Annotated in this window: 25 protein-coding genes and 3 pseudogenes; 3 read left to right on the top strand and 25 right to left on the bottom strand. The window is 34.6% G+C overall.

Annotated elements, in window-relative coordinates:
* From M44_RS01310 to M44_RS01250, 12 genes and pseudogenes are all read right to left on the bottom strand, one after another.
* The gene (locus M44_RS01310; protein ID WP_010170187.1) at nt 1–2,277 is read right to left on the bottom strand and encodes a hypothetical protein; all 2,277 of its coding nucleotides are present in this window, start codon (nt 2,275–2,277) and stop codon (nt 1–3) included.
* Entirely contained in the window at nt 2,243–4,306 is a 2,064-nt protein-coding gene (locus M44_RS01305; protein WP_010170186.1) for a hypothetical protein, read from the bottom strand. Before M44_RS01305 ends, M44_RS01310 begins: the two co-directional genes overlap by 35 nt.
* Before the next feature lie 33 nt (nt 4,307–4,339).
* Nucleotides 4,340–4,570, bottom strand: coding sequence for a hypothetical protein (locus M44_RS01300; RefSeq protein WP_010170184.1), 231 nt, complete (start codon nt 4,568–4,570; stop codon nt 4,340–4,342).
* On the bottom strand, nt 4,551–5,312 hold the full coding sequence (locus tag M44_RS01295; protein ID WP_010170182.1) for a glycosyltransferase: 762 nt from the start codon (nt 5,310–5,312) through the stop codon (nt 4,551–4,553). Before M44_RS01295 ends, M44_RS01300 begins: the two co-directional genes overlap by 20 nt.
* A 1,296-nt stretch (nt 5,313–6,608) precedes the next feature.
* Nucleotides 6,609–7,097 (bottom strand): hypothetical protein, encoded by a 489-nt coding sequence (locus tag M44_RS27455; RefSeq protein WP_010170179.1) that lies wholly within the window; start codon nt 7,095–7,097, stop codon nt 6,609–6,611.
* A gap of 114 nt (nt 7,098–7,211) precedes the next feature.
* Entirely contained in the window at nt 7,212–7,430 is a 219-nt protein-coding gene (locus tag M44_RS27695; protein ID WP_010170178.1) for an AHH domain-containing protein, read from the bottom strand.
* Nucleotides 7,431–7,806: 376 nt separating this feature from the next.
* Nucleotides 7,807–8,264, bottom strand: a pseudogene (locus M44_RS19575) (DUF4274 domain-containing protein).
* 35 nt (nt 8,265–8,299) lie between these two features.
* A complete protein-coding gene (locus tag M44_RS19570) occupies nt 8,300–8,626 on the bottom strand; it encodes an AHH domain-containing protein (RefSeq protein WP_272941165.1) in 327 nt (108 codons plus the stop codon).
* A gap of 6 nt (nt 8,627–8,632) precedes the next feature.
* Nucleotides 8,633–9,166 (bottom strand): hypothetical protein, encoded by a 534-nt coding sequence (locus M44_RS27690; protein WP_237705174.1) that lies wholly within the window; start codon nt 9,164–9,166, stop codon nt 8,633–8,635.
* Between the two features lie 227 nt (nt 9,167–9,393).
* A complete protein-coding gene (locus M44_RS27685) occupies nt 9,394–9,576 on the bottom strand; it encodes a hypothetical protein (RefSeq protein ID WP_010170174.1) in 183 nt (60 codons plus the stop codon).
* 251 nt (nt 9,577–9,827) lie between these two features.
* A complete protein-coding gene (locus M44_RS01255; RefSeq protein WP_010170172.1) occupies nt 9,828–10,301 on the bottom strand; it encodes an SMI1/KNR4 family protein in 474 nt (157 codons plus the stop codon).
* A gap of 21 nt (nt 10,302–10,322) precedes the next feature.
* Nucleotides 10,323–11,084 (bottom strand): HNH endonuclease signature motif containing protein, encoded by a 762-nt coding sequence (locus tag M44_RS01250; RefSeq protein WP_010170170.1) that lies wholly within the window; start codon nt 11,082–11,084, stop codon nt 10,323–10,325.
* A 48-nt stretch (nt 11,085–11,132) separates the two neighbouring features.
* On the opposite strand from M44_RS01250, the gene M44_RS27680 reads away from it, so the two are divergent.
* Complete coding sequence (locus tag M44_RS27680; protein WP_081447359.1) at nt 11,133–11,264, top strand: helix-turn-helix domain-containing protein; 132 nt, start codon at nt 11,133–11,135, stop codon at nt 11,262–11,264.
* Between the two features lie 330 nt (nt 11,265–11,594).
* Here the strand turns inward: M44_RS27680 and M44_RS01245 are convergent, their stop codons facing one another.
* From M44_RS01245 to M44_RS01240, 3 genes are all read right to left on the bottom strand, one after another.
* Nucleotides 11,595–12,095: an SMI1/KNR4 family protein gene (locus tag M44_RS01245; protein ID WP_010170169.1), complete on the bottom strand. Its 501-nt coding sequence runs from the start codon at nt 12,093–12,095 to the stop codon at nt 11,595–11,597.
* Nucleotides 12,096–12,100: 5 nt separating this feature from the next.
* Nucleotides 12,101–12,226: a hypothetical protein gene (locus tag M44_RS29220; RefSeq protein ID WP_420167083.1), complete on the bottom strand. Its 126-nt coding sequence runs from the start codon at nt 12,224–12,226 to the stop codon at nt 12,101–12,103.
* 162 nt (nt 12,227–12,388) lie between these two features.
* Nucleotides 12,389–13,936, bottom strand: a complete 1,548-nt coding sequence (locus M44_RS01240) for an IS1182-like element ISBch1 family transposase (protein ID WP_010170167.1) — start codon at nt 13,934–13,936, stop codon at nt 12,389–12,391.
* Nucleotides 13,937–14,200: 264 nt separating this feature from the next.
* On the opposite strand from M44_RS01240, the pseudogene M44_RS27675 reads away from it, so the two are divergent.
* Nucleotides 14,201–14,299: pseudogene (locus M44_RS27675) on the top strand (LexA family protein); the annotation flags it as partial.
* Nucleotides 14,300–14,452: 153 nt separating this feature from the next.
* Here M44_RS27675 and M44_RS19560 read toward each other — a convergent pair.
* The 4 genes from M44_RS19560 to M44_RS19555 are packed head-to-tail and all read right to left on the bottom strand — an operon-like array spanning nt 14,453 to nt 18,249.
* Nucleotides 14,453–14,944 carry a DUF3267 domain-containing protein gene (locus M44_RS19560; RefSeq protein WP_010170165.1) on the bottom strand — a complete coding sequence of 164 codons (492 nt, stop codon included), beginning with the start codon at nt 14,942–14,944 and terminating at the stop codon, nt 14,453–14,455.
* 57 nt (nt 14,945–15,001) lie between these two features.
* Nucleotides 15,002–15,736 (bottom strand): beta-barrel domain-containing protein, encoded by a 735-nt coding sequence (locus M44_RS01230; RefSeq protein WP_010170163.1) that lies wholly within the window; start codon nt 15,734–15,736, stop codon nt 15,002–15,004.
* Nucleotides 15,737–15,790: 54 nt separating this feature from the next.
* Complete coding sequence (locus M44_RS01225) at nt 15,791–16,339, bottom strand: hypothetical protein (RefSeq protein WP_010170159.1); 549 nt, start codon at nt 16,337–16,339, stop codon at nt 15,791–15,793.
* Nucleotides 16,336–18,249 carry a peptidase domain-containing ABC transporter gene (locus tag M44_RS19555; protein ID WP_010170158.1) on the bottom strand — a complete coding sequence of 638 codons (1,914 nt, stop codon included), beginning with the start codon at nt 18,247–18,249 and terminating at the stop codon, nt 16,336–16,338. Before M44_RS19555 ends, M44_RS01225 begins: the two co-directional genes overlap by 4 nt.
* Before the next feature lie 138 nt (nt 18,250–18,387).
* On the opposite strand from M44_RS19555, the pseudogene M44_RS29715 reads away from it, so the two are divergent.
* A pseudogene (locus M44_RS29715) lies at nt 18,388–19,903 on the top strand (IS3 family transposase).
* Nucleotides 19,904–20,264: 361 nt separating this feature from the next.
* On the opposite strand, the gene M44_RS01205 reads toward M44_RS29715, so the two are convergent.
* The 6 genes from M44_RS01205 to M44_RS27260 all read right to left on the bottom strand — a co-directional run.
* On the bottom strand, nt 20,265–21,170 hold the full coding sequence (locus M44_RS01205; protein WP_010170155.1) for a sensor histidine kinase: 906 nt from the start codon (nt 21,168–21,170) through the stop codon (nt 20,265–20,267).
* A gap of 21 nt (nt 21,171–21,191) precedes the next feature.
* The gene (locus M44_RS01200) at nt 21,192–21,941 is read right to left on the bottom strand and encodes an ABC transporter permease (protein WP_010170154.1); all 750 of its coding nucleotides are present in this window, start codon (nt 21,939–21,941) and stop codon (nt 21,192–21,194) included.
* Nucleotides 21,934–22,857, bottom strand: coding sequence for an ABC transporter ATP-binding protein (locus tag M44_RS01195; protein WP_010170153.1), 924 nt, complete (start codon nt 22,855–22,857; stop codon nt 21,934–21,936). The genes M44_RS01200 and M44_RS01195 overlap by 8 nt, the downstream gene beginning before the upstream one ends.
* 116 nt (nt 22,858–22,973) lie before the next feature.
* Nucleotides 22,974–23,666, bottom strand: coding sequence for a response regulator transcription factor (locus tag M44_RS01190; RefSeq protein ID WP_029326665.1), 693 nt, complete (start codon nt 23,664–23,666; stop codon nt 22,974–22,976).
* A gap of 677 nt (nt 23,667–24,343) precedes the next feature.
* The gene (locus M44_RS01185) at nt 24,344–24,571 is read right to left on the bottom strand and encodes a GIY-YIG nuclease family protein (protein WP_010170151.1); all 228 of its coding nucleotides are present in this window, start codon (nt 24,569–24,571) and stop codon (nt 24,344–24,346) included.
* A gap of 468 nt (nt 24,572–25,039) precedes the next feature.
* Nucleotides 25,040–25,552, bottom strand: a 513-nt coding sequence (locus tag M44_RS27260) for a hypothetical protein (protein WP_050770853.1), incomplete at its 5' end; no start/stop codon positions are given.

Genomic DNA, 25,552 nt, shown 5'->3' with positions numbered 1-25,552 from the left:
TCATTCCAGCTTTCTCTTCTTTTTTTTCTGCATCATATCTTTTCTTTTTTCAACTAATAGAAAAAATAATAAGACCATGACCATTATAAAATAAAGGATAATACCACAAATGTAAGGAATAGTTAACATTTTGGTTATAGTATAGGTGTACGAAAATTCTCTATTTCCTTCCGATGAAAAAAATCCATTAAGAAAAAAGTTCACCTGAAAAGGTTTTTCAGTTGAATCTTCTATTCTCCAAATATCTTGGTAAGGCTCTGGTAGTATATAATATCCATCTGTTTGGTCTATAGAATTGAAAGGAGTAGATGGTAGAAAATGCATTCCCTCAACCTTTGTTATGTCAGACATTCTGATAAAATGAGCATCCTGAATAGAAAACTCACCCTCCATGTCGGGAGAGCCCTTAAATAAGAACGTAGGTTGAAGATATCCATCTTTTTTAACATCAATAATTGCCTTTACTCCCTCATCCTCCTCCATAAAATAGCTATCATACAAGACTCGTTCAGTATCTAGAGCATGAACTTTTCCATGAAATTGACGTAACCCCTTTTGCTCTACATCTGTTTTGAAGATATATTGTTCCCCTTCTTTAACCTTCACTGGGTCTAAAGTGTAAATGATCCATTGTTCGCTAGATGTTGGGCTGTTTTTCATCACTTTCTTCCCTTTAACACGATGAGTAGTGATTTCAATATAATCCTGCGCATATCCAAGATTTCCAAAACGCGTTGCTTGGTCTGTATTCTCAATCATATTGGGAGGCACAATGATTTCACCTGCACTCAGAACATGAAGACTATCTTTGTTTAATTGATCTGTATAATTTGAATTCACACTTATGTCAATAAAGTATGACCCCTTTTGGAGGGTAACTTTAGGAAATACGAACTGGACCATTGGTTGATTTTGAGAGTTTTTGACTTCCAAATAATATTCATTTGGCTGATATGTCTTTTCAGCCATCATTTTTTGTTGGTTTCTTTCTATAGGAAGAACACTTGATACACTTCTTTCATACACGACCCTTTGGTTTTGAATAATCTTCAACGTAATTGATGGTTGACCATCCTCTATCGCTGTCATAATAGGGGTGAATGTCTGGGTTTGAAAAATATCAAGTTTTTTTGTTAACCGTCCATCTACAATAGGAAGCAAAGATTGATCAATGCTCGAAAGGTAAGAATACCTGTCAAAGTAAAAGCTTGTATCCACAACATCCTCGCGTGAATAATCTGATTTTACTAAGGAGAGATCGAGTTGTTTTCCCTGCACTTTTTTTTCAGCGTTTGATAAAATGTGCTCCGCTTCACTAGCTGGCAACACAACAAAAGCATTAATAGCGGTTAGAGAACTATCGGTTTCTACTGAAAGAGAGCCATCAGGTAAGTGCCATTCACCTAAATCCACCCATGTGAATTGATTTCTCAACGACTGGGTGTTGTATTCGACTGTCTTATCGAGGTCACTAAATCGAATATGTCCACCTTTTTCTGAATGAAAGAGGCGGGCAAACACCTTAAATTTCTTGTCGGTTGCAGAAGGTTCAACTAACTTCATTTTAAGTATATTTTCACTGCCAAGCTGAGAAATATCTTCTATTTGAAAATCATGCAACCAAAAATAGGTAGGCTTATTAATGTCTTGGCTTGATAATATATCAACTCTAAACGAATGAGCGTTCTCAGGAACAAAGAAGTCATTATCCATGTCTGCTTCAAAATATTCACTTAACGGCTCACCTGGAGAGAGGTAGCCAACTTGTAACTCGTTTTTTTCTTGATCGTAGAATCGCACTTTAAAATGAACACTACCTGCGTTGACACCTGACATGGTTGCTTTGATTCGAAGAAACCTTGGCTTGTTTCCATCAAAAACCATTTCTTTGGATTTCGCTACCTGCCAAAGAGGATTATTTTTCTTCGGTGTTACTGTAGCTTCCAAACTCTTTCGGTGATTACGATTGGGATACACCGTCATTTGAAATAGCTCTGGATTATCTGGAATGAAAAAATTATCCAATACATCTTCCATCGTTATGAGAGGGGGACCTTGAATGTCTCCCAACCTATGAGGAGGAACATCCAATTTATAGGGTACATAAGTATATACAATGCCTTTTCCAAGATCCAGATCCCATTCATTTTCTAAATTGTTCGCCCGTAATGCCCAAAACCACGAGGCATCCCCACTTCTAGTTTTTGCCCAACCTAGATAGGGGTTACCCGTGTCAATATCATCAAAAAGGAAAATGATAATAGCTTGAATCAACATATGGGAGAAGAAAATCTAGCTTATTATCTCCAACTAGGTAGGTTTGCTTAGGTAATGGAATAGGATTCAAGCTAGTTTGCAACCACAGTAATGCCGTATCTTCAGACGATACATGTAATTCTTCACTAAAGTCTAGTAAGCTTGTTAATCTATTCATTGGCTTTGTCAACACGACAGACTTTGAAACAAATTCATCTGGACTTTTAGCTTTCACTTCAAATAAATGAAAAATGTCATTTTCGTAGGTTACATTCAAATCTTCTTGCTGATGTAAAGTTTCAAGGTTAAAACGTTGCCGCTTATCCTGGTAGTAGACATCTTCATGGAATCCAATTTCGTTAAAGCCCATCCAAGCTGCCATCTTGCCAATATGCTGTGCGTGGCCTGTATCGAGCATATTTTGCATAAAAGCATACATATAACTCACCATATAATTGTTATTCTCATGCTGAAATACCGTTTTCTTTTCGCTAGAATACACATGAAAATCGCCATTAGCTTTAGTAAGATTCAACTCACTCTCAGGTACATTCCATGAATAAGAAGAGATTCCACTAGACAAGGTCATATTATCCATAGTAGGAATCCACAATATCTTTCCTTTGTCGCTCGTATTTGATTGAACCGTTGTATATTCTTCCGGAACTGCAACAGCTTTATAATAATGATCTAAAAATATATATGCAAATGGTCGGATATAAAAATAGTAGCTTATTGTTAAAAGTAATAGGAATGAAACAGTAATAAATTTTGAAAACCCATTAGATTTTAGAGAATAGATAATCCTATCAATGCTGAATCCTAATAAAATAGAATAAAACAAGGCCATAGGGCCAATAAGCTTGTTAGGATCCCTAAATATATGACCGATTACAGGAACCTTCGTCACGAGAAAAATATTAAATTCGCTAATAATACTCGTATTAACTCCAAGGGCTGTAGTCAATGTTAAACCTAATAGAATAGTGAAAAGTCGTATATAAAAATGCCAACCAAATCTAAAGAAAATAATATAGAGAATTAATAGGATAAAAATAGAGCCGCAAATCCAAAACATCCAGTCTAAATAATCCGTAAGCTCAAACATAGGCCACCAATAGGAAACCATTAATAAAACATTGGGAATAGAGCTAAAACGGGAAAACATAGATAACGTGTCCACAACATTAACATTTTGAGGCTCAATAGACGTTACGAATAGTGAAAGAATATACGTAACAAACCAATAGCCATTAAATAATAATACAGTTATGCTAAGTATCATTGTTTTCTTCGTAACAAATTGGATATAATTTTTTTTGTCTGTAGACCACTTTACTTCTTTAATTACTATCATCAGCCACATAAAAGCTAATACAACAGCGATATAGAAAAAATAATGAATGGCAGCTGAACCGATTGCAATAAGAAAACCGATTTTCAAAGAAAGAGAGTAATGCTCCCAGCTTAGTTTTCTTTCAATTGTAGAACCTGATTCATTTAAAGGAAACAGTCTTAAAAAATAGAGAAGAATCCATGGAAAAACGGCATACCCTACTAAAAGAAAGACGTGCTGAATCCTAAGCACAACCCAAGGATTGATCGTATAAAAGACAGCTGGTAAAGTAATTCCAATATAATGTGTCCAGGAATGAAATTGCTTAAAATGTATAGTTAGTAGAAATTCTAATAAGTAAAATATTCCGAATCCTGCTAGTAGGAATATGGCAAGTAGTATGCATCTGAGAAGCAAATGAGGAATCTCCAAATGTTGAAAAGCTTCTACTATAAAAGAAAAAGGGAGTATAAAAGCAAATCGTGATAGGTTAAAAAAATTCATTGTAGAGAATTGTTCATTATATAAACCAACAATCCTTGAAAAATAAGATTCATCTTGCAGTCCATAATCTAAATCACTAAACACAATATAACCAGGCGTAAATATGACCGGGCTAGTAATAACTAGAATAATGCCTAAAAGTAACAATAAACTGAGAAATCGTACACGTGTTATCAGAGATTGTCGATAGTTTTCTGTTCGTAACATCATTTCTCAATTTCTCCTTTCATTTAAACACTGTTACTAAAAGCGCCACCATGGCCACCAAGGAAACCAAGGCCACCACCAAGGATTTGAATTTTGACTTCCATACGTATTCACTTGGTTTTGTGAAACGTTCGAAGTTTCATCTGACACGATTATTATTTTCACACGATAAGCAGCATCCAGGCTTTTTACCCCGTTAAAAATGATAGACATGATAAGTAGTACAACCACCAATCGAGCAAATGGTTTACGGGTGCGAAGTTTCAATTAATCTCACCTCAGATGTTTGACTTTTTCTAAGCAAACGATGACGTCCAATAAGGCTATAGGAAAAAAACTTTATCGTGCTTTTAAATAAATTAGAAACGTCAACGCTAGATTGCTCAGAAAACCAGTTAATCCTGACAATACATTCTTCAATTTGAAAGCCAAAATTTAAAAGAAGGTCGGTTACCTGTAGTTCATATAAGAATCCTTTTTCATCTACATAGCTGAAGATTTCTCTCGCTATGGAGCCTTTATAAAGCTTACAGCCTAATTGAGTATCTGTGATGCCTTGATTTAGAAACAATCTTCTTAAGAAAAATAACCAAAAGGATGCCTCTGATCGTATAACACCTCGTTTCCTTCTGCACGTCTTATCACCTAATGAAGATACATAAACAGCACCAACCTGTGGATCGTCAATAAGCGTAATAATATAAGAAAAATATTTTGCTAGGTTTACTGGTAGGTCAGCATCTACTACTAGTACCATTTCTCCTTTGCTCATTAAGACGCCCCGTTTAACTGAATATCCTTTTCCGTATTGATTATTATTCTCTAATACTTTTACATTCCTATATTTTCTTCGAAGGTTTTTTGCAACAGTAATAGTGTGAGAGGGGTTTTGTTCGACTGTAATAATAATCTCGAAATCTTCAAGTTTTAATATATTTTGTAGGGTTAGCACTGTTTTTTCCAGTATCTTTTCTTCTTTATAACACGGAATTACCACACTGTACTTCAACGAATTCATTCCTTTCTAAATGATAAATTGTTAGAAGATTTTATTTGTCTAAATGATTACTATATGTAAATTTCCAGTAGTTGAGAGGAGTGGAGTAAAGGGCATAAACTCCTTGAAGGTGTAACAATACATTCGACGACCGGTGCATAGTCGATGATAGTGTAACAATGTCCTGCTAGAAAGATTCAATCAGACCAAACAAATCAGTGGCTATGACAGTTTACTGACTTAAAATAGTCCGCTTGGATCATCATCACAGAAAGAAAATGGTCTGCTTTTTATTAGGGGCTGATGGCAACGTTCTGAGAAAGAGTAAGTATTTTGTTAAAACTAGGCAAAATTGCTTACCATAGAATTATAGAAAAAAGCCACATCCTAAATAGGATGTGGCCGGTTGCACTATAAGCTAAGGTTTGACTAAGTGCCCAGTTGCCGTCAAATCCCTCATCGCTTCCACAATTTGTCGAATAATGAATTATTTACTCTATTATATCGACATTTTTTGACTGGAACAACGGCGGTTTTACTGAACATTCTAATTTATAGAAGAATATTAAGCTAAAGTAAATAATTCGAACTTCGAAGCGTCTAATATTCTTGAGAAATATCCTAGAAATCTAACATAATTGTATAATTTTGTAATCTGAAATGGATATTAGTAACATTAAATCCAAAATGAGTCTTCAGACAACCCCCTCTTTTTTTTATTTTTTTAACATAATATTTACATTTAAGGGGACAGGGACTTTGTCCTGTAAAAAAGATACAAAAAAAAAGAAGAATAAAATTCTTCTATTCTCTTTGCCTGAACAATTTTATTATCATATAGTTATCCATCTAGTAATTTCGCAAACATATGAAAAGATGCCCCCTTTTAAACTAATTGCATAGTTACCCAGACAAAGTCCCTGTCCTTATGGTTCAGTAGAACAGGATTATTAAGAGAAGACTTCTGATTGACTAATGCCTTCCAAGGAAATGAAAAGTTGATAGAAAAATATGATGATAGCGTCATTGGAACCGTTCCCTCGATTCCTTGATTCCGGGCTTTGAAGAATAGAAATGGTGGTATCTAATGTTATTATGGTTATTTGCTTAACAAAATAAAGGGTAAATAGCGCATACATTTTAAAGGTGTTGTACGTACTATATAATTCGTAAAAACATAATATGTGGATTTAAGACGTTACTTATATTCTCTGAATAAAAAATGACCTATGAGTCACTAGATGGCCCCACCACAAAAAAGAAACCTTGAAAGGCACTTTGCCAATCAAGGTTTGAAATTCATTTAATTTAAGGCACATACACAATAATTTCACCAATAGGGTATGTCCCCTTCCACCCACAAGGCCAACCACCTTGCTTATAAACTTCAAAGATTTTTTCATAAAAATTATCTGTTTTCCCATTAACTAATCGATTTAATGCACACATCGTGAGTTCTCCCTCAACTTCCTCATTAATATCAATATAATCAAAAGGTAGAAAGTCATTCGAGTAATTGTCATGGTTACTAAAAAAATCATATAAATCATCTTGCTGAGTTACTAAATCCAAATCATATACCTTTTCAACAATACTTTCTGCTTCCTGTGATTTAACATATTCCCATACAGTATCAACTTCACTTGAGTCCTGAGACCAGGCAAGGTTTTGGGCTTCGTTAAAATCATTTATTACCTCTAAGTTATTTACATGAAATTTATTCTTATTAAACATCTTATCATTACGAATAAAATCCATTACTTCTTCTACTAATTGAGTGTTTTCACCAAATTTCATTTAGATAACCACCTTTCCCATAACTCTTCGGTTGCTCCACCGCCTCTGTTCCAAACAGGCAGTTTATTATTTTTACCACTTTTGTAAAATTCCTCGATATTATTTATTTTAGTCTTATATAACGGTAATCCATTTTCCACTCCCTTTTTTAGTCTTTTGTTTTAGTTCATATACTTGTTTTTCTAACACTGCTATATCTTGATTAACATCCATTTTATCAAGCTGTTTTCTTACAACATTGTTATAAACGCTATGAAAGCCTCTATGTCTAGATAGACTACTAACATCGTCAGAAGGTATAGGTAAAAATATACCGTTTGTAGAGTCATTCATTTCCATTCCTAATTTTTTTTAATAACTGGATGTTTATTTATTTGAGAAGGAATTATATGTTGTGCTTGATAACCTTTCCAACTTGTAGAGCGAGGTAACCCCATTGACTCTAGTAAGTTTTTACCTAATTTAGTTGGGTCTCCTGAGGTAGGGTTTCCAGGTGTACCTGGAATAAGTCTATTAGCATTATCTATACCCTAGGGCATAAGTTTTAATGATATTGTACGTACTAAAGAATTTGTTAAAACATCAAATGGGGCTTACAAGGTTTATCTATATTCTATAAATAACTAGCGGTTCATTCGGCACTAGGTAGCCCCTCAAAAAATAAACCTTGAAAGGCACTTTTGCCAATCAAGGTTTCTAATAAATCACATCATACCTTAGGTATATCAATCTCTTTGCCCGGAGACTTATTAATTAAAACGTCAGGAAGGTCTGGGTTACTCTTTTTTAACTTATACTTTTGGTATTTTTGTTTAATTCAGGGTCAAAGGAAATGTCTTGTGATTTAAAGTCTAAGCTTAATAGTTTATTATAAATCTTTCTCAAAAAAACTTTCCATTCCTCTAATGAAGAACTCGAAATTTCATCTGAACTCTCTAACAAACGATAGCCATCTGCATAATGGAACATTAGTAAACCTGTCCCTAAATCACAAGCCTCATTTTCTAAGATGACTGTTGGTACATCAAACCCACTATTCCAATTATAATTTGCAGCAAAGTAGTGGAGTAATAAAGGGTTGTCTATATTCTTTAACTGGCTTACTACATAATCTTCATCTGTATTATAAAGTAACTGTTCAAGGAAAATAATATCTTTTTCATCCATAAATACTTACCTCCTTACCATATTTTCACATACAATTATTTTTCCAACTGTTTAAGCTTTCTTTCCCAAAGTTCTACTGTTGCACCTTGGCTTGGGTACAAAGGTAAACCTTTCTCCTGTAATTTTCTTAGATTACTTTGTAACTCGTATACTTGCTTTTGTAAATTATCAACGTTTTGATTTATATCCATTCTGTTTAATGCTCTTTCAACTACTTCATTATAAACAGAATGATACCCCCTATGCCTAGACATGGTACTAATATCGTTATCTGGTACTCTTAGAAAAATTCCGTTTGTTGAGTCATCAAAATTTATTCCGATTTTTTGTATAACAGGATTTTTAGCCATTTCAGAAGGAATAATATGTTATGCTTGATATCCACTCCATTTTGTAGAGCGTTTAAGCCCCATATCTTCCAACATACTTTTTCCTAACTTATTAGAATTACCTCCTGTAACAACACCAGGTGTACCTGGAATAAGTCTATTAGCATTATCTATACCCTTACCAAAAGCCTCATCCACAAACCCCTTCGCTCTTCCACCAGCCATCACAAGGGTATCTTTCGCCCCTTCTACGGCATCTCTMMCCGTGTACGAGTGAATTCCATCCGCTGCTCCCGCTGGCACCCACCCCATTCCGGTTGGTAGATGGATGTTGCCAATTTCTCGACGTATCTTTTTTAAGTAGTTGGCGGTGTCGACGAGTGGGCCTTTGACTACCTGTTGATAGGTAGCGTGGATCATGTTCTTCACTATCGTTGGATCTAAGGCGTTGTATACTTTCTTAAACAGTTGGACGGCGTCATCACCGAAGCGAATAATGGTCTTTGTTCCCATTACGGCACCCTTTATGCCAAGTCCGACTAATTTGGCTAGTGGGAATACTGTAAGAAGCAACAAGCCTCTCGCGAGAGCACGGTCCCAACCACTCAGCGCTTTTCCTGTAAAAAAGATCAAAAAAAAGAGAATAAAACTCTTCTATTCTCTTTGCCTGAACAATTTATTTATCATTTAGTTATCCATCTAGTAATTTCGCAAACATATGAAACGGTGCCCCTTTTATACGATTTGCATAGTTACCTAGACAAAGTCCCTGTCCCTTATGGTTCAGTAGAACAGAATTATTAAGTGAAGACTTCTGATTGTTGAATGCCTTCTACGAAACTGAAAAGTTGATAGAAAAATATGATGATAGCGTCTTTGGAACCGTCCCCTCGATTCCCTGTATCTGTATCGTTTAGCACTACGAGCTTTGTCATTGTTGTCTTTAGTTTGTGGTTTTGTAGTATAATAAGTCCTCTTTGCATGTAAAATGTAGTCTCACCTATTTATCTTATTATTTTTACAAACACAGTATTAAAACAGAATGCCTTGATGGTATAACCATCAAGAGTTATGAATTTTCATTAGCATTTTTCATGTAGACCAAAGCATAAATTTCTCACAAAAAACAAAAAGCACCTGTTGCCTATTAGACAATCAAGTGCTTAAAGTAAATTAAATAAGTGTTACTAACTTACGGGCATTAAATCAAGGTTTAGATACTACCAACAAGTATCTATTCTGTTAACATATTTAGAAATTCTTCAAAGCTATTACTTACAATATATGTTATAGGATTTAAATCTGAAGACTCTTCATGATTCCAAACGCATACAATAGGCTCTTCAACATTGTTACGATAGTCTAAGCAAACAAAGTCACCTGCAAATAAAACAGCTATTGGTAGCAGTTCAGTACCTACTAAATTTTCATCAAAAACAATTCTTTCGTCTAGTTGTGTTCTAACTACTCCTATATCGTAATACTCATCATCCCTTTCACCGGTTACTTTTAAAATACATAAAAATCTATCAATCGCATAAATATAGCTATTACACTTAAAACTATCCTTTATAGGAGTACCACCATTATATTTTTTTATAAATTCTTTATACGTCTCTGGTAAATTTATTCTCCACTTACCTTCCTTTTCAGAAAGCAAAGTATCGTCCGGCAAGGGATAAATTATTGAACCATCCTTAAATTCCATTTCTATACCTCCTCAATATTATTATCTTGGAGCGTCGCCCCACATACCTTTTGTCCTTCCACCATTATGAGGTGTAATATTATGAATGCCAAAGGGGACTAGCTCCATTTTACCAGGTACTTCCGTATGATGCCACGTCATCCCTTTACTTGTACCACCTATTTGTTCGTCTAACCACTTAAACTGTTCTTTATCCGATAACTTCCAAAATCTCTCTGGTAGCTGAACAGTCTCTTCTACAACACCTGCACTTGCAAAGTCGGCAAATCCATACCTCATACCATCTGCTTTTGTAACCTTTATTTCAGGAATATGTCCTTTTTCTAAAGCCATTTCTTTTATCTTCCTTTTTTGAGCAGTAGACAAGCTATCTCCACCCGGAATAGTATCATCCCAAGACCAAGGTTTGTTTAAATCAACATGTTCTTTATATACTTTTGCATAGTCTTCAATGACTTCATCAAATTTCTTGTTACCATTTATAAAATCATCAATATTTCTTAAATTAGTTTCACTAACTCCCTTATCTTTAACCGTACCCTTACCAAAAGCCTCATCCACAAACCCCTTCACTCGTCCACCAGCCATCACAAGGGTATCTTTCGCCCCTTCTACGGCATCTCTAACCGTGTACGAGTGAATTCCATCCGCTGCTCCCGCTGGCACCCACCCCATTCCGGTTGGTAGATGGATGTTGCCAATTTCTCGACGTATCTTTTTTAAGTAGTTGGCGGTGTCGACGAGTGGSCCTTTGACTACTTGTTGATAGGTAGCGTGGATCATGTTCTTCACTATCGTTGGATCTAAGGCGTTGTATACTTTTTTAAACAGCTGGACGGCGTCATCACCGAAGCGAATAATGGTCTTTGTTCAGACAACGTGGACAGGGTTTATCTATCTATATTAGAAACGGTATGCAAAATGTTAGACATCGACATTCAGGAGTTAATCGAGGTGGAGTAATCCTCACTCTAGTAATCGTTCTATGTACGTCATAGTTGCGAAAAATTTTAAAAAGTAGGGGAAAGCAAAGGTATAGTATTGGAGAATATGGATGGTGGTAGCTGACGATTTTGTGACTACTTTTAAGAGGTAAAATACATTAAATAGGTTATACGTTTTATAGCTATTGTACGTACTAAATAATTCGTAAGAACATAATATAGGGCTTACAAGAGTTACTCATATACTCTGAATAAAAAATGAACTATTCGTCACTGGGTAGCCCCACCCACCAATAAAAAAGAAACCTTGAGTGGCATGGAGCCAACCAAGGTCAATTTTTTCTAATACTTAGCTATCAATTTCATCATATGCATCACCTAGAGAAATAAAATCATCTTTTAACCAATACCAATACTGACCTTTATTATTTAATAGTCGCTCTAGTAAATCAGTAAAGGATGTGGCTATTATTTGAGACTCGCCTATAAGTCCATGACGGTCAAAAAAACTATCATAGCATTTCCCTAACCTGTCTTTATTGAGGTCAATAGTTAAGTATTCATCCGTTCCATCATTACAGATAATATACCAATTAGATGAAATATCTTCTTCGCATAATTCTCCCACAATTATTGGATTGGCTAATATAAACTTTTCAGGAGACACGAAATAGATTGGATAGTCCTCATTTTCAAATAGAACTAAGCCACCACAGAGACTATAAAATTCTTTTAAATCATTAGGTAAAATATGCTTTGTTTCGTCAATAATGGGTAACCCAGTAGGTTCAAAGATACGACAATTTGGTAAAGTTTTTATTTGTGTGAGTAACTGCTTTATCTTTTCCATTAGCTTCACTCCCTAAAATTATATTTATTAAAGGAATTATAATATTCTTTTCTGGCAGATATGGGAACATTTGCAGCAGCAAACATTCTTTCTGTCAGTTCTTGCTTTTTTAAACAGCTGGACGGAGTCATCACCGAAGCGAATAATGGTCTTTGTTCCCATTACGGCACCCTTTATGCCAAGTCCGACTAATTTGGCTGGTGGGAATACTGTAAGAAGCAACAAGCCTCCCGCGAAATAGAATCACTGGAACCGTCCGAAACCACTGAAAAAGTACCCTTTAAAACTTATATTTACTCAATAAAATTATTGATCTTGGGTCCAATTATCCTAAATGTGGTAAAAACCAAAAGATTATTAGTGTTTTTAGAGGATAGTATGCTTGCTACCCTCTTTAAGTTGACCGCTAACGCGGTTAATTTTGCTTGTGTGGTCATGCTTTTAAGACCGTACCCTCTGGCACGATCTAACCCGTGAAAATTCTTCATTTCACCATTTTTCCATTCTTGGCAAGCTCTTTTCTTATATCTCTCTTTAAACTCGTCAGTCTTTTGAAGTTGACTGTACTCATAGAACTCAGGAGTATTAAGTCCAACAGTTAACACTCTACCCACTGTTTTTTTTGCACAGGACTCTCGAAGAGGACATTCTCTGCACACTTCTTTTTCAAAATAGTATTTATAGTATTCTTGATCTCTTTTATTCTTGTTCGTTTTCTTTTTTCTAATAGTTTTATTCCCCTGAACACAAAACCACTCATCTGAATCCTTGTTATATTGAAACTTATCTTCGTCTAGCCTATACGCCATGGCACTCACAGGTATGTAGGGACTTGCTCCAATCTTCTTTATATCATCTAATATATGTTTTCTAAAGTATGCTCTATCACCATAGACCTCTGGGATAACTAACCCACTTTTCTGAGTGAGTTCCAATAATTCATGGAACTGCGTTCCATCTACGTATGCTCCATCATTTACTCTTACTGCTGTAATCAGTCGTTCCTCCGTTGTCATGATGTATTCCATTTTGTACCCAAAGAAGTTTGTTGTTTTGCTTTTTCTTCCTACTCTCGCTTCTTGATCCACTATTGAACGAACACCTTTTTGTTGAATAAATTTAGGATCGTTTAGAATCGCTTTCGCGTTCTCTATTACTTCTTTTGTTTTTGGTGTGTGTTCTGGATGAATCGTTTCCTCTATTTGAAGAATTGTTTCTTCTAGATAATTCTTCATTATTGATTTTGCTTCTTGATGATCTTCAATTACTTTGTATTCAGGAACATCTTGATTAACCGTTGAGGGGATTTCTCCTATTTCTTCTCTCATGGTGTTAAAGATTTTATAAGCCAATTTTTTCATAACTCTCTCAGGAGTCGCTTTAAACGTATTTGCCTCAGTATGCGTAGTATCAATAGTTACTCCAGTTTCTTTCACGATACCTTTTTCCACGCATTGTTTACTAACCTCAGTGATGATTTCATCTGTGGTTAGATCGTTAGCTTCAAGTTTTTTGACTCTAAACTTGGCCAATAAACTAGGGTGAGGCAGCTCTTTCTCTGGGTTAATATCTAAAAAGTACATATAAGCTAAATTTAAAGAAGCATCTTCGATGACTCTCTCGTCAGAGAGATTATAAAGTCGTTGTAAGATTAATAGCTTTAGCATTAATTCTGGTTCTTTGGCAGGTCTCCCGTAGTATTTGGAGTATGTATTTTCGAGAAGTTTATTAATAAAACTGAAGTCTAATTCTTCCTTGAGTATGCGAAGCGTATGTTTCTTAGGGATTTTATAGTATAATAATGAGTACATGCTTAACTGCATATCTTTTTCTTTAAGCATAAAGAAGAGCCCCCTTTGGTTTTAGTTTCTAGTCAACTCTATTATACCAAAATCGGGGTTCTTCTTTATTTTATTTAGCGACACCCTTACACTTCCATTTTTATGGAAGTGTTTTTCAGTGGTTTCGAACCGTCCCCTTGATTCCTTTACATTAGTTAAGAATTGCTCGTTTTAAGAGTTTAAAAGAATAACGGTGTTCTATATAATTTTAGGAATTTCTTGGTGTTATATTGAAATATTATATTGAAATTATTCCAAATATTGATTCGTTTACAACCTGAAAATCCTGATATGCCTCCCATGTACTATCAGAATGTTACTGTATTAGGTAAAGTCATCGGCAATATACGCAAGGTTCATTGACCACAAAAAAACAAACCAATTAAGGTTTGTTTTAGGATTCTTAAATTTCACTTTGAAGAGTACCAACAATTAATCGCTGGTACTCTTATTTTTATTTTAAAATACTCACTTCAAAACATTCCAAGATTTTTACGAAAGCTGACCATTACTATATCAACTTTGGTATATAATACATCCAATTGCATCTGGATGGTCTTCCAGAAGTGCTTCGTTTGGAAACTTATATATTTTTCTAAACACGATCCAATCTCCTATGCCTCCTGCAATCAGAAACACTGAAATTGAAATTAATAGTACATTTCCAATCGCTAAACTCCAAATTAACGGTATTATCCCTGTTACTATCACAGGTAACAGCAATGCTATTTTGTACGACTTTACTGTAATTGGTACTTTACAATGTGCGTAAGGCGTCAGATGCTTTAACATAAAACCAAACTTAACTTCACTTAACTTGGCTTTTCCAAAAACAATAAACCCGATGGCATGTATCAATTCATGTAATATTATGCCTATCATATACCCAATATAGAATTTCAATAATAGTCCCCAACCAAAAGAAAATGTTGAACCCCAAATCAAAATGTATAGGATAAATACTATAGCTACAAGAACTAATGAATAAATCATAGCCTGATTATTCATATATTTTGGATCTACAGTTACTTCGTACTTTTTTTTGTCATCTCTGATGCTCCTTTTTTAAGTATCTCTTAAGTTTAATTTTGAAAGGACATACTGTAGTGAAGAAATTTTATTAGTAACAATTATTGCTTTCCCTTGAATTCCATTCGGCAGGGTTATTGAATCTTCTATTTCAGCACGAGCATAATATGTAAATACTTTCCGCTCATTATCAACAATAGGTTCTTTACTTATAAATATAACTTTTCCTTTTAATGTTTCGTGCCCATTGGTTTTGTCTGAGGGCAATTGTATTTTAACATTTTGATTATACTGTATTTTACGAATATCATCATTGTTTATAAAAATTAAGATTTCCTGATGCGTATTTGTATCTTCTGGTATTATTTTAAATAGTTCCTGATTTTCTTGTACGTGATGATACTTCCCCCACATTTTATCTGTTTGTATTACACCTGAAACAGGTGATTTTAATATATAATTTTCTTGCTTATTCAGCAAGATTGCCTCTTGTAATTTTAACTCTTTTAAGTTTTGCGTTATATCTTCAATTTTCCCTTGTATTTGTAATTTAGAATTTGCCTGAATTCCTTTAATTTCTTGTGTTAACGATGTATCTAAATTCTCAACTTTTTGACCAATATCAGCAGATTCTTCTCCAATAGAATTTTTCAATGAATTAATTTGTACATCATATTTTTTTATTGCGGATTTGTTTATTTCTATTTTCTCATCTATCAAAGTAATATCAGCTTTTGTTTTTTTCTTAATTCCTTTTTTTGTTCGTTCCAAATTTCTATCTGTTTTACAGCTGTATCTTTTTCTGCTTGTATTATTTCAATTTGACTACTTGTTTCCGATGATGACATTGATTTTATTAATTCTAATTCTAACTTTTGGTTCGAGAATTTCATTTTTGTTTTGGTTCACTTGTTCCTTATGCGAAGTTAAAAGTTCTTCAGCCATAGTGTCGATTATGTCAATACCTTCAAAATTATTCGAACTAATAGCTTCATAAACTGATTTAAATGAATTTTGTTTAGTTTCTAATTCCTTAATTTCTTCTTTTATATAAGCTATTTCATTAATTTCATTTGATTGTGCAGCTAATTCTAATAGAATATCTCCCTTTTCAACCTTCATTCCATCTTGAATATAAGACTTATCTATCACACTACTAATTTCGGAAACAACAGGTATTGATTCTTTTCCTGGTTCTACTATAACCGAACCTTTTACCGTTATATCCACTTTACTAAATAAAAGCCAACAAAATGTTGTACCTAAAAGCAATAATAAAACAGACACAAATATAGAGATGAATCTTGGTGGTTTTTTCTCTAACATTTCAACACTATATGTAATTTCAGATATGTCTCTTATTGGTTGTTTCATACCAATGCCCCCGTTTCTGAAATCACTTTTTGCACAGGATGTTGTTTTATCCATAATTCATAATATTTACCTTCATATTCAAGCAATTCATTATGCGTACCCATTTCAATTACATTCCCTTTATCAAATACAAAAATTAGATCACAATTCATAACAGTAGATAATCGGTGCGCGATTACAATCATTGTTATAGTTCGATCGATATTTTCAAAGGACTCACTTACCAAATGTTCTGTAATTGAGTCTAAATGACTAGTGGCCTCATCCAATAATAAAATATCTGGATTGCGAAGTAATGCCCTCGCTATCGACAATCTTTGTTTTTGTCCACCTGATAAATTGCTACCATTTTCTTCTAGTATTGTTTCATATCTAAGAGGTAATTGTTCAATAAATGACTTAACTTGTGCTTTATTACAAGCTTCTATTAAATCTTCCATTGTAGTATCTTCTGGTGCCCCTAACATTAAATTCTCTCTAATTGTTCCACTAAAGAAAAAAGATTCTTGCGAAACATAAGAAATGTGATCCCTCAATGCCTCTTTATGAATATCGGATAATGAAAAATCCCCAATTTTTATATCTCCCTCATTTGGTTGATAAAATTTCATCAGTAATTTTGTCAAGGTTGTTTTCCCTGAGCCGCTTTCTCCAACAAAGGCGACACGCTGACCTTTTGAAATTTTTAAAGTAACATTTTGCAATACATTTCTTCTAGTGCCATAGCGAAATGATACATTTTCCAAAACTATGTCTTCTAGAAGTGACTTAGGATTAATCTTATGGGTCTCTTTTTCGTTCGTTTCCAATTCTAAATCTAAGATCTCAACTAATCGTTTTGATGCGACTACCGCAGACTGTATTGTCGGATGTAATTGAATAATGTTTTGGATAGGATTTATAAAGTAAGCTAGTAAAGCATGAAAAGTAATTAATTGTCCTATTGTTAAATCTCCCTTTAAAACTAGTGTTGCCCCTACCCATAATACAATTACTCCGCCGATTAATTCTAAAAAAGTACGTATAGATTCCTGTATATTATTTATGTTACCATTTTTAAATGTATGGTGTAATAATTTAATAAATCGTTTTTCAGTTTCATTAATTGCTTGAGTTTCAGCATTATTGGATTTAAAAGTTTGTATACCTGATATAGATTCGACCATATAAGAAGTAAGGCTTGCGTTTTCTTCCATTATCTTCTCATTTACACTTTCATAAGGTTTGTGAAATACTAGTATAATTAGAGTATAAAAGGGTATTAAACATAAAGTTACTCCAAATAACGTAGGACTTTGTGCGTATAGAATCCAAGAACCAACTGCTACCATTAAGACGTCAATCATGACTGTCAAAGTTGCACTTGAAATGGCATCTCTTATTTTAGAAGCATCCATAAATCTCGATATAATTTCTCCGACTTTACGTGTATCAAAAAATCTCATAGGCATTCCCATTATATGTTTGTAGTAACCTAACATAAGTACGATGTCTATTCTACGACTCAAATAAAGCAGAAGATGCATGCGAAGATATTGTAAAATCACCTTAAATAGATATAGTACAATTATCCCAATAGAGACCGTGTGCAAAGTTGATGTTAAGTCATTTACTAAAATGTCATCTATTAACCATTTAAAATAAAAGGCCCCTATTATACCAAAAAATACAAATAAAATAGACGCTAGAAATATCATCCATACTATGGGTTGGTGTGGAATAAGTAGTTGGATAAAACGGGATAAGTTACCCTTAACGTGATTWCCTTTTTTAAATTCTTCGTTTGGTACCATAAGAATTAGGATGCCTGTCCAAATTTCTTTAAACTCTTCATGACTCATTTTTTTAAGACCCGAAGCTGGATCTGCTATTAATATATTTTTCTTATCTACCTTATGTATTGACGACATAATGAAGTAGTTTTCCATCAATGACTACGTGAGCTATCCCTCGAATCAAGGGGACGGTTCTAGTGATTCTATTTTAAGAATATTCAAACTTCAGAATCATGAGAACCGTCCCCTCGATTCCCAGAAGAGAAATACGAGATATTAAAAGAATTAGATGAGCATTATTCAACATATGACCTTGAGTCAAAATATAACGTGCATCATTCAACGATTTTGGACTGGAAGCACAAGTATGTTAAGTATGGTTTGGAAGGTCTAAAAGAGTTCTCTACTTGGAAAAAGTATTCTAAGGAATTGAAGCTAGCTGCCATTAGAGATTGTCTGTCTGGGAAGTATTCTATACGTGAGGTTGCTAGATTGTATGAAATATCGGATGCTTCTGTCCTCAGAGGTTGGATAAAGAAGTATAATAGTCATAGAGATTTAAAGGATACGTCAAAAGAAAGGACGAGCTCTATGACTAAGTGAAGAAAAACGACTTGGGAAGAACGAATAGAAATTGTACTTGATTGCTTGGGGAACGGAAAAGATTATCAAGAAGCAGCTAATACTTATAATGTTTCTTACCAACAAGTCTATCAATGGGTTAAGAAGTACGAAGATGGTGGAGATGAAGCGCTAAAAGATAAACGTGGTCATAAGAAAGAAGAAGCTAAGCTAACTCCAGAAGAGAAAATCAACCTTCAAATGAAAAGGTTAGAAAGAGAAAATGAACGGTTACGTGCGGAGAATTTGTTCTTAAAAAAGTTAGAGGAGATCGAAAGGAGGCGAAAATAAGCCAAATCCGATTTGAAGATAAGTATATCGCTATTCAGGAGCTTCATGAAAAAGAGAATTTAAGCATTAGTTTACTTTGTCAAATTGCCGGTATTGCACGATCTGCATACTATAAGTGGATAAATCGTACTCCTACATTCAGAGAAATACTGAATAAAGAAATCATCAACGAGATGAAAACTCTCCATGAAAAAGTTGATGGCATATTTGGTTATCGTCAAATGACCTTCACATGAATAGAAAGTTCGAGGAGAAGCTTAATCATAAAAGAATCTATCGGTTGATGAAAGTGGCTGGATTACGCTCTGTCATTCGTGTCAAGAAGAAGCAATATAAACGCTCTACACCTCAGCATGTGGCAGATAATATATTAAATCGTGAATTTACAGCCGAAAAACCAAATGAAAAATGGGTAACGGACGTTACAGAATTTAAGTATGGCCAATCAAAAAAGGCCTATTTAAGTGCGATTCGTGATCTTTATGACGGATCCATTATAAGTTATGTTCTAGGACACTCCAATAATAATCAACTCGTATTCAAGACACTTGATCAAGCCACAGTACTATTGAATGGAGAACACCCTCTTATCCATAGTGATCGTGGATTTCAATACACATCTAAAGGGTTCAAACGTAAGATAGATGCGGCAGAGATGACACAAAGCATGTCACGAGTTGGTCGGTGTATTGATAATGGACCAATGGAATCTTTTTTTGGGACATTGAAATGTGAGAAGTATTATTTACATAAATATAAGACATTTGAGGAACTTACGACTGCGATAGATGAGTACATCCATTTTTATAATCATGAAAGACACCAAAAAAGATTAAACGGCCTTAGCCCTATGGAATATAGAGTTAAAGCCGCTTAAATCATTTTTATTATTTCCACTGTCTACTTGACAGGGGGCAGTTCAAATTGTCGAGTGGGTCTTTGTCTATGTGGATTTCGGGTGGATTATTACCTATATCCCACAGAACATAACCGCTACTGTATGCGGATATATATATATTATAAACATAACTTTTATACTCTAATCCACTAATTATAACTAGCAGTATTTTATTTTTTACTTAATAAGTAATAACCGCCTATAACTATACGACATTACCTGCCCACTATATCTTAATATTTCATGAACAGTATATTTGTACTATGCAGTAGATGACTTTGTTTTGCTATTTGTTCTTCTTCAAAAAAACCCTCATTTGTTCAAGCAGGTATTTATTGATTTAAGCAAATTTAAATTCCCATTCACAAATCATAGTTAATTGATTATCCCTTAACTCAGCATAAATATTCCCGTTCATTTTTTCCATCAAGCTTTTAGCGATTGGTAAACCCAGACCAGTACCTTTTCCCGTCCTTGTCTGGTCAGCCTTATAAAAACGGTCAAACATTTGCTTTACATCTTGTTCATTTAGAGAATCAACAGAGTTGCTAATCTTAAGTTGAATGGAAGTTATACAATTTTGAAGGAGAATAGTAACCTCTCCACTAGAGTATCTAATTGCATTTACTAATAAGTTTTCAATTACTCTTTTGACAGCGGATGGGTCAAGCAACATGATCATATCATCTTCTGGAATGCGTATTGCAGGCTCTATGTTTCTCTTATTAAACTCCTCATAAAAGCCAAAAAGCACTTCTAAAACTAGATCATTAAACTTAACCCTCTCCATTTTCAATGGATAATCTGCTTGTTCGATGATCGATAGCTCGAAAAAATCCTCAAGTAAAACCTTTAATCTTCCTGCACTACTTTTTATTGTTTCTATGTATTCCTTTTTCATCTCGCTACTTATTTCATCTGATTCTAGAAATTGAATATACCCAACTATTGAAGTCATAGGTGTACGAATGTCATGTGCAATATGAGATATTGCCTGCTTTAACTCGTTTTCGGTCGTTCGTTTTTCTGCCTCCGCCTTTTTCGTTTTGTCAATTTGGCGATTTATTTCCTGTGCTAATTCCTCAAAATCACGATTAAGAAAACCAACATCAATCTTCTTAGCTGTTTTATGTTGGTTTAATTGAATGAGTTGCCGAGTTGTACTCTTAATTTCCTTTTTGAGTTGATACAAACGAGTGAGGACATATACGAAAGCGATCATAACAGTTAGGAGCAAATAGAGCATATGACCTCACCTACTTTCTGTTTACTTAATTTCTTTTCTTTGAAAAATAAAGCTTCCTAAAGCCCCAAATGCAAAAAATGTGACAATCGGAACAACAACAAGGGTTAACACTTCAGCACTTTCCAAGGTGTTAACAATGATAATATCGTAAATTAACTTAAAAACAGAATGATATAGAATAGGTTCAAAAAATGGCACTTTTGCCGCTAAAACTTGCAGTGGCCAGTCGACAAATATAAAAAACATAAGCAGAAATCCAATCGTTTTCCCACTGTCGGTGAAAAGGATAGAAAAGACCGCCATAATCGACGCAAAGGCTGCCCCATATAATATGATAAGTCCTACTGTTTGGAAGTAATATGTCCATTCAGGCATCTCTTGAAAGCCAAAATAAATCGCACTAGCACCTGTCATAAAAATCGGCAGTATTAACGAGATGATAGTAGTTCCAACGGAGAATACGATAAGCTTAGCGAAGTAGATTCGTACCCTGCTATTCCCAGAAGAAACAATGCTTTTCATTGTGCCCATCGAGTATTCGTTTGTAATAAAGAATCCAGCTAAAATACTAGGAATAAGCTTGACGATATTCCCATGGGTACCTAGGACATTTTCCAAATAATAGTCCTTTACTGCAGGTAGACCAGGAGAACCGTTATCAAATTCAATTAAAGGAAACAAAACAGCAGCAGCGAGTAACATCCATGTTAGAAACCGAAATGAGCGGTCCCTCTTCAATTTATACCATTCAGTTTTCAGTAAATTACCCATGCTGCACTCCTCCAATACGATTACTAAAGTACGTTTCCAAATCTTCTCCCATTGGCATAAATTCTTCGATGACCAATCCTTCATTGGTTAGGATTTTGGAGACTTTACCTGGCACATCTACATAGGCATACAACTTCATGGTTCCATCTGGCATTACTTCAAACTCTTGCGTTGCAAGGAGACTTTCAATAACTGTTGCAGCTTTGTTTGGATTATCTACTTTTATATGCAAATATTGCTGGCACTTTTCATTCAGTTCTTTTGCGGATAACTGCTCAAGCAATTCTCCATTATGAATAATTCCATAATGTGTAGCTAATAAATGCAGTTCACTTAAAATATGACTTGAGATTAAAATCGTAATATCATACTCTTGGTTAAGCTTATTTAATAATTCTCTGATTTCAACTACTCCCATTGGGTCTAAACCATTAATAGGTTCATCAAGAATCAAAAACTCTGGATCTCCTAATAAAGCTATAGCAAGCCCTAGACGCTGTTTCATTCCTAAAGAAAAATTCTTTGCTTTCTTTTTTCCTGCACCTTGTAATCCTACTGTCTTAAGAGTTTTGTCAATACATTCTTTCCCCGGAATTCCTTTTAGAAGCCGATGTGCTTCTAAATTTTCAGCGGCTGTCATTTGTGGGTATAAAGCAGGGCCTTCAATTATTGTTCCAATTCGTTTCCTGGCTTCAATTAACTCTCGTTTTCTATTTTCTCCAAACAATTCGAATGTACCTGTTGTTGGATAAGAAAGACCTGTGATTAATCGAATTAACGTGGATTTCCCAGCACCATTTTGTCCAATAAAACCATAAATAGAGCCCTTTTTTATTGTTACATTTACCTTATTAAGCGCCATTTTATTTTGATATTTTTTAGACAATTGATTCGTTTTTAAAACATAGTCATTCATCAAGGTTTTCCTCCTTATTTCATTATCTAACTTGTCCAAAATGATATCTGTTTGAACACTCTTATACTATAAGAAGGAAAACATAAGAAAGTCTTAAGTCAATTCTTAAGAAAACCTTAAGTTTTGAGCTTGTACCCCATTCCCCAAACCGTTTCAATGTACACTTCATTAGGATTTGCTTTAGAGAGCTTATTTCTAATATTACTCAAATGGACATTAATCGTATTGTCGTCCCCATAAAACGGTTCATTCCAAACGCTCTCGAATAAATTAGCTTTGGTAAAGACCTTATTTGGGGAAGACATTAATAGAAGTAAAATCTCATATTCTCGCGCTGTTAATTTGAGTACATTTCCATTCACAGTCACTATTTTTGCATCCGGATCCAAAACAATATCTTTATTGCTCATCAGATTGGTTATCGACACACTCGGTATATCACGATACCTTCTAAGGCAAGAATCAATTCTGGCAGAAACCTCTTCAATATCGAAAGGTTTTGTAATGTAGTCATCGGCACCAGCCCTTAAGGCAGCAATTTTTGATTGTGTTTCGAGTTTAGCCGAAATAATAATGATAGGAACATCGCTCTCTTTGGTTACTATTTTTAAAATATCTTCACCAGACAAACCAGGAAGCATTAGATCGATGAGGACCATATCCCATCTCTCACTATCTAGGTAAATCATTGCTTCCGTCCCTGAATAAGCTGACTTGGGGGTATAACCACTCTTACTAACAATATTACATATTAAGCGATTAATATCTTCATCATCTTCAATTATCAATATTCTTAATGAATCGTTCATCCAATCACCCTTACTATTATTAACATTATCATTTATATAAATAAAATCAATGTCAAGCGGTTGAATATATTGGATGGGGGAAAGGGTCCTCCTCCAAGTAGAGTTATTCAACAACCTTGCTCATTTGTTGAAACCAATCATCTAATAAATAAAAAGATCCTTCTTTACTTTTAGTTGACTCTTTCAAGTTATTTGCTGCACAGTAATCGTCTACTACGCAATATACAACAAATACCCCACAATTTACCCTATTGTTAAAGAATCACTAAAAAAGCAGAGACCCTTATTTAGTCTCTGCATCATTACTATTTAAAACTATTTGTGCAACCACCTCACAATGGCTTGAGAGGATAGAATGAATGTCATTTGAGTGTGTCCGTTCTCGGAAACATATCCACTATATCCGTAACAAAACACATAAGGCTCATGAATCAAGGGTGAATCAAGTGGAATCAAGGGGACGGTTCTAGTGATTCTATTTTAAGAATATTCAAACTTCAGAATCATGAGAACCGTCCCCACGATTCCCACGATTCTCGTTTAATTTCATATTGTGTAAGATAGTTATAAAAATATATTTCAAGAGTCTCCTTCCAAATTTATACAATTCCCTTTTTTATTCTTAACATCCGACACAATATTACTAAGTCCTTCTTAAGAGAATCATTTTATACATCTTAAATAGCAACATCGGAATCTTCTATCGAAAGGGTTTGTTTATACTCTTCTGCTAACATAGTTGTCACAAACTCAACAGTCGGATCAATCTCCTCCACAATCTCTCGTAGACTATTAATATCCGTTTTGAAGAATTCTTTACGATAATTTACCTTATTTACTCTTTGGTCATTTAGGAGAGAATGGAGTTTCTGTTCTAAGCCGACAGCATCCTCACTGGTGATCATGGGGACGGTTCTTCAGATTCTATACACTGAGTATTCTTAAAATAGAACCGCTAGAACCGTCCCAAAGATTCTCATTTTTTCTATTTGTCTACAGTGTTCCACCCTTTGTGTTCCAGTATATTGTATATTTCACCTTTATGCCTACTTGCCTTGTCATTTGACCACTCCCTCTCTCCCAATCTTGTCATTTTTTCATTACAATTAATTCATGACTTTGACTGATTATACTTGGATAGGAGTTAATTTTTCCAACACTTTTTGATTAGACTCTGCCTTTCTATATTCCTCAATCTATTCTAAACATTTAGTTTGTAAAGCAGCTGGATACTCTTCTTCAGATAGACTCCTTGTCGTATAAGATTTCCGAATGATGCTGGTCGCACTAGTTTGTTATATCTCGACATAGCCATGTCGTCTCTTAATCGATAAAAAAATTTAGAAGAGTATACCTTTTTCCTCTATGTTGTTTTAACGAAACCTTTTCCCAGAAATCCGAGCCATCACCTGACAAAACCCTTCCCACTCAGCAGGAAAATCATTACTTCCAGACCTTCTCAATGTCCTCCCTTCTCGATAAATCTCCACTGCCCATTGAGTTCCATCAAGAATACTTTCATCTATATATTGTCTCCTCCAATTAAGCACATTTAGAAACAAAAGCTCATTTCTAAATCTATCCAAGGTTTTCAATCCTAGCCGTTTTCGTACCTTTTCTCCCTCATTAGAATAGTTCCATTTGACTTCAAGTGTAGTAAAATTGACGGTCACCTCATAAAATCCTTCATGGAAACCACCAACACTAGCTTTCAATCCACGAATGCTGTCATAAGCATATTTTTCTGCTTCTATGCGACTCCACTTATATGCACAATCTTTACAATGATATTCTGGATCATCAGTAGAAACTAAACAGCCTCCAAGCTTTACCTTCCCTGCTTGTTCTTCTTCAAATGCTTCCACAGAAGGCATTCCATAAATAAT

The sequence above is a fragment of the Bacillus coahuilensis m4-4 genome (assembly GCF_000171615.1).
Classification (GTDB): domain Bacteria; phylum Bacillota; class Bacilli; order Bacillales; family Bacillaceae_K; genus Bacillus_T; species Bacillus_T coahuilensis.
This window is presented reverse-complemented; position numbering and strand designations above follow the sequence as displayed.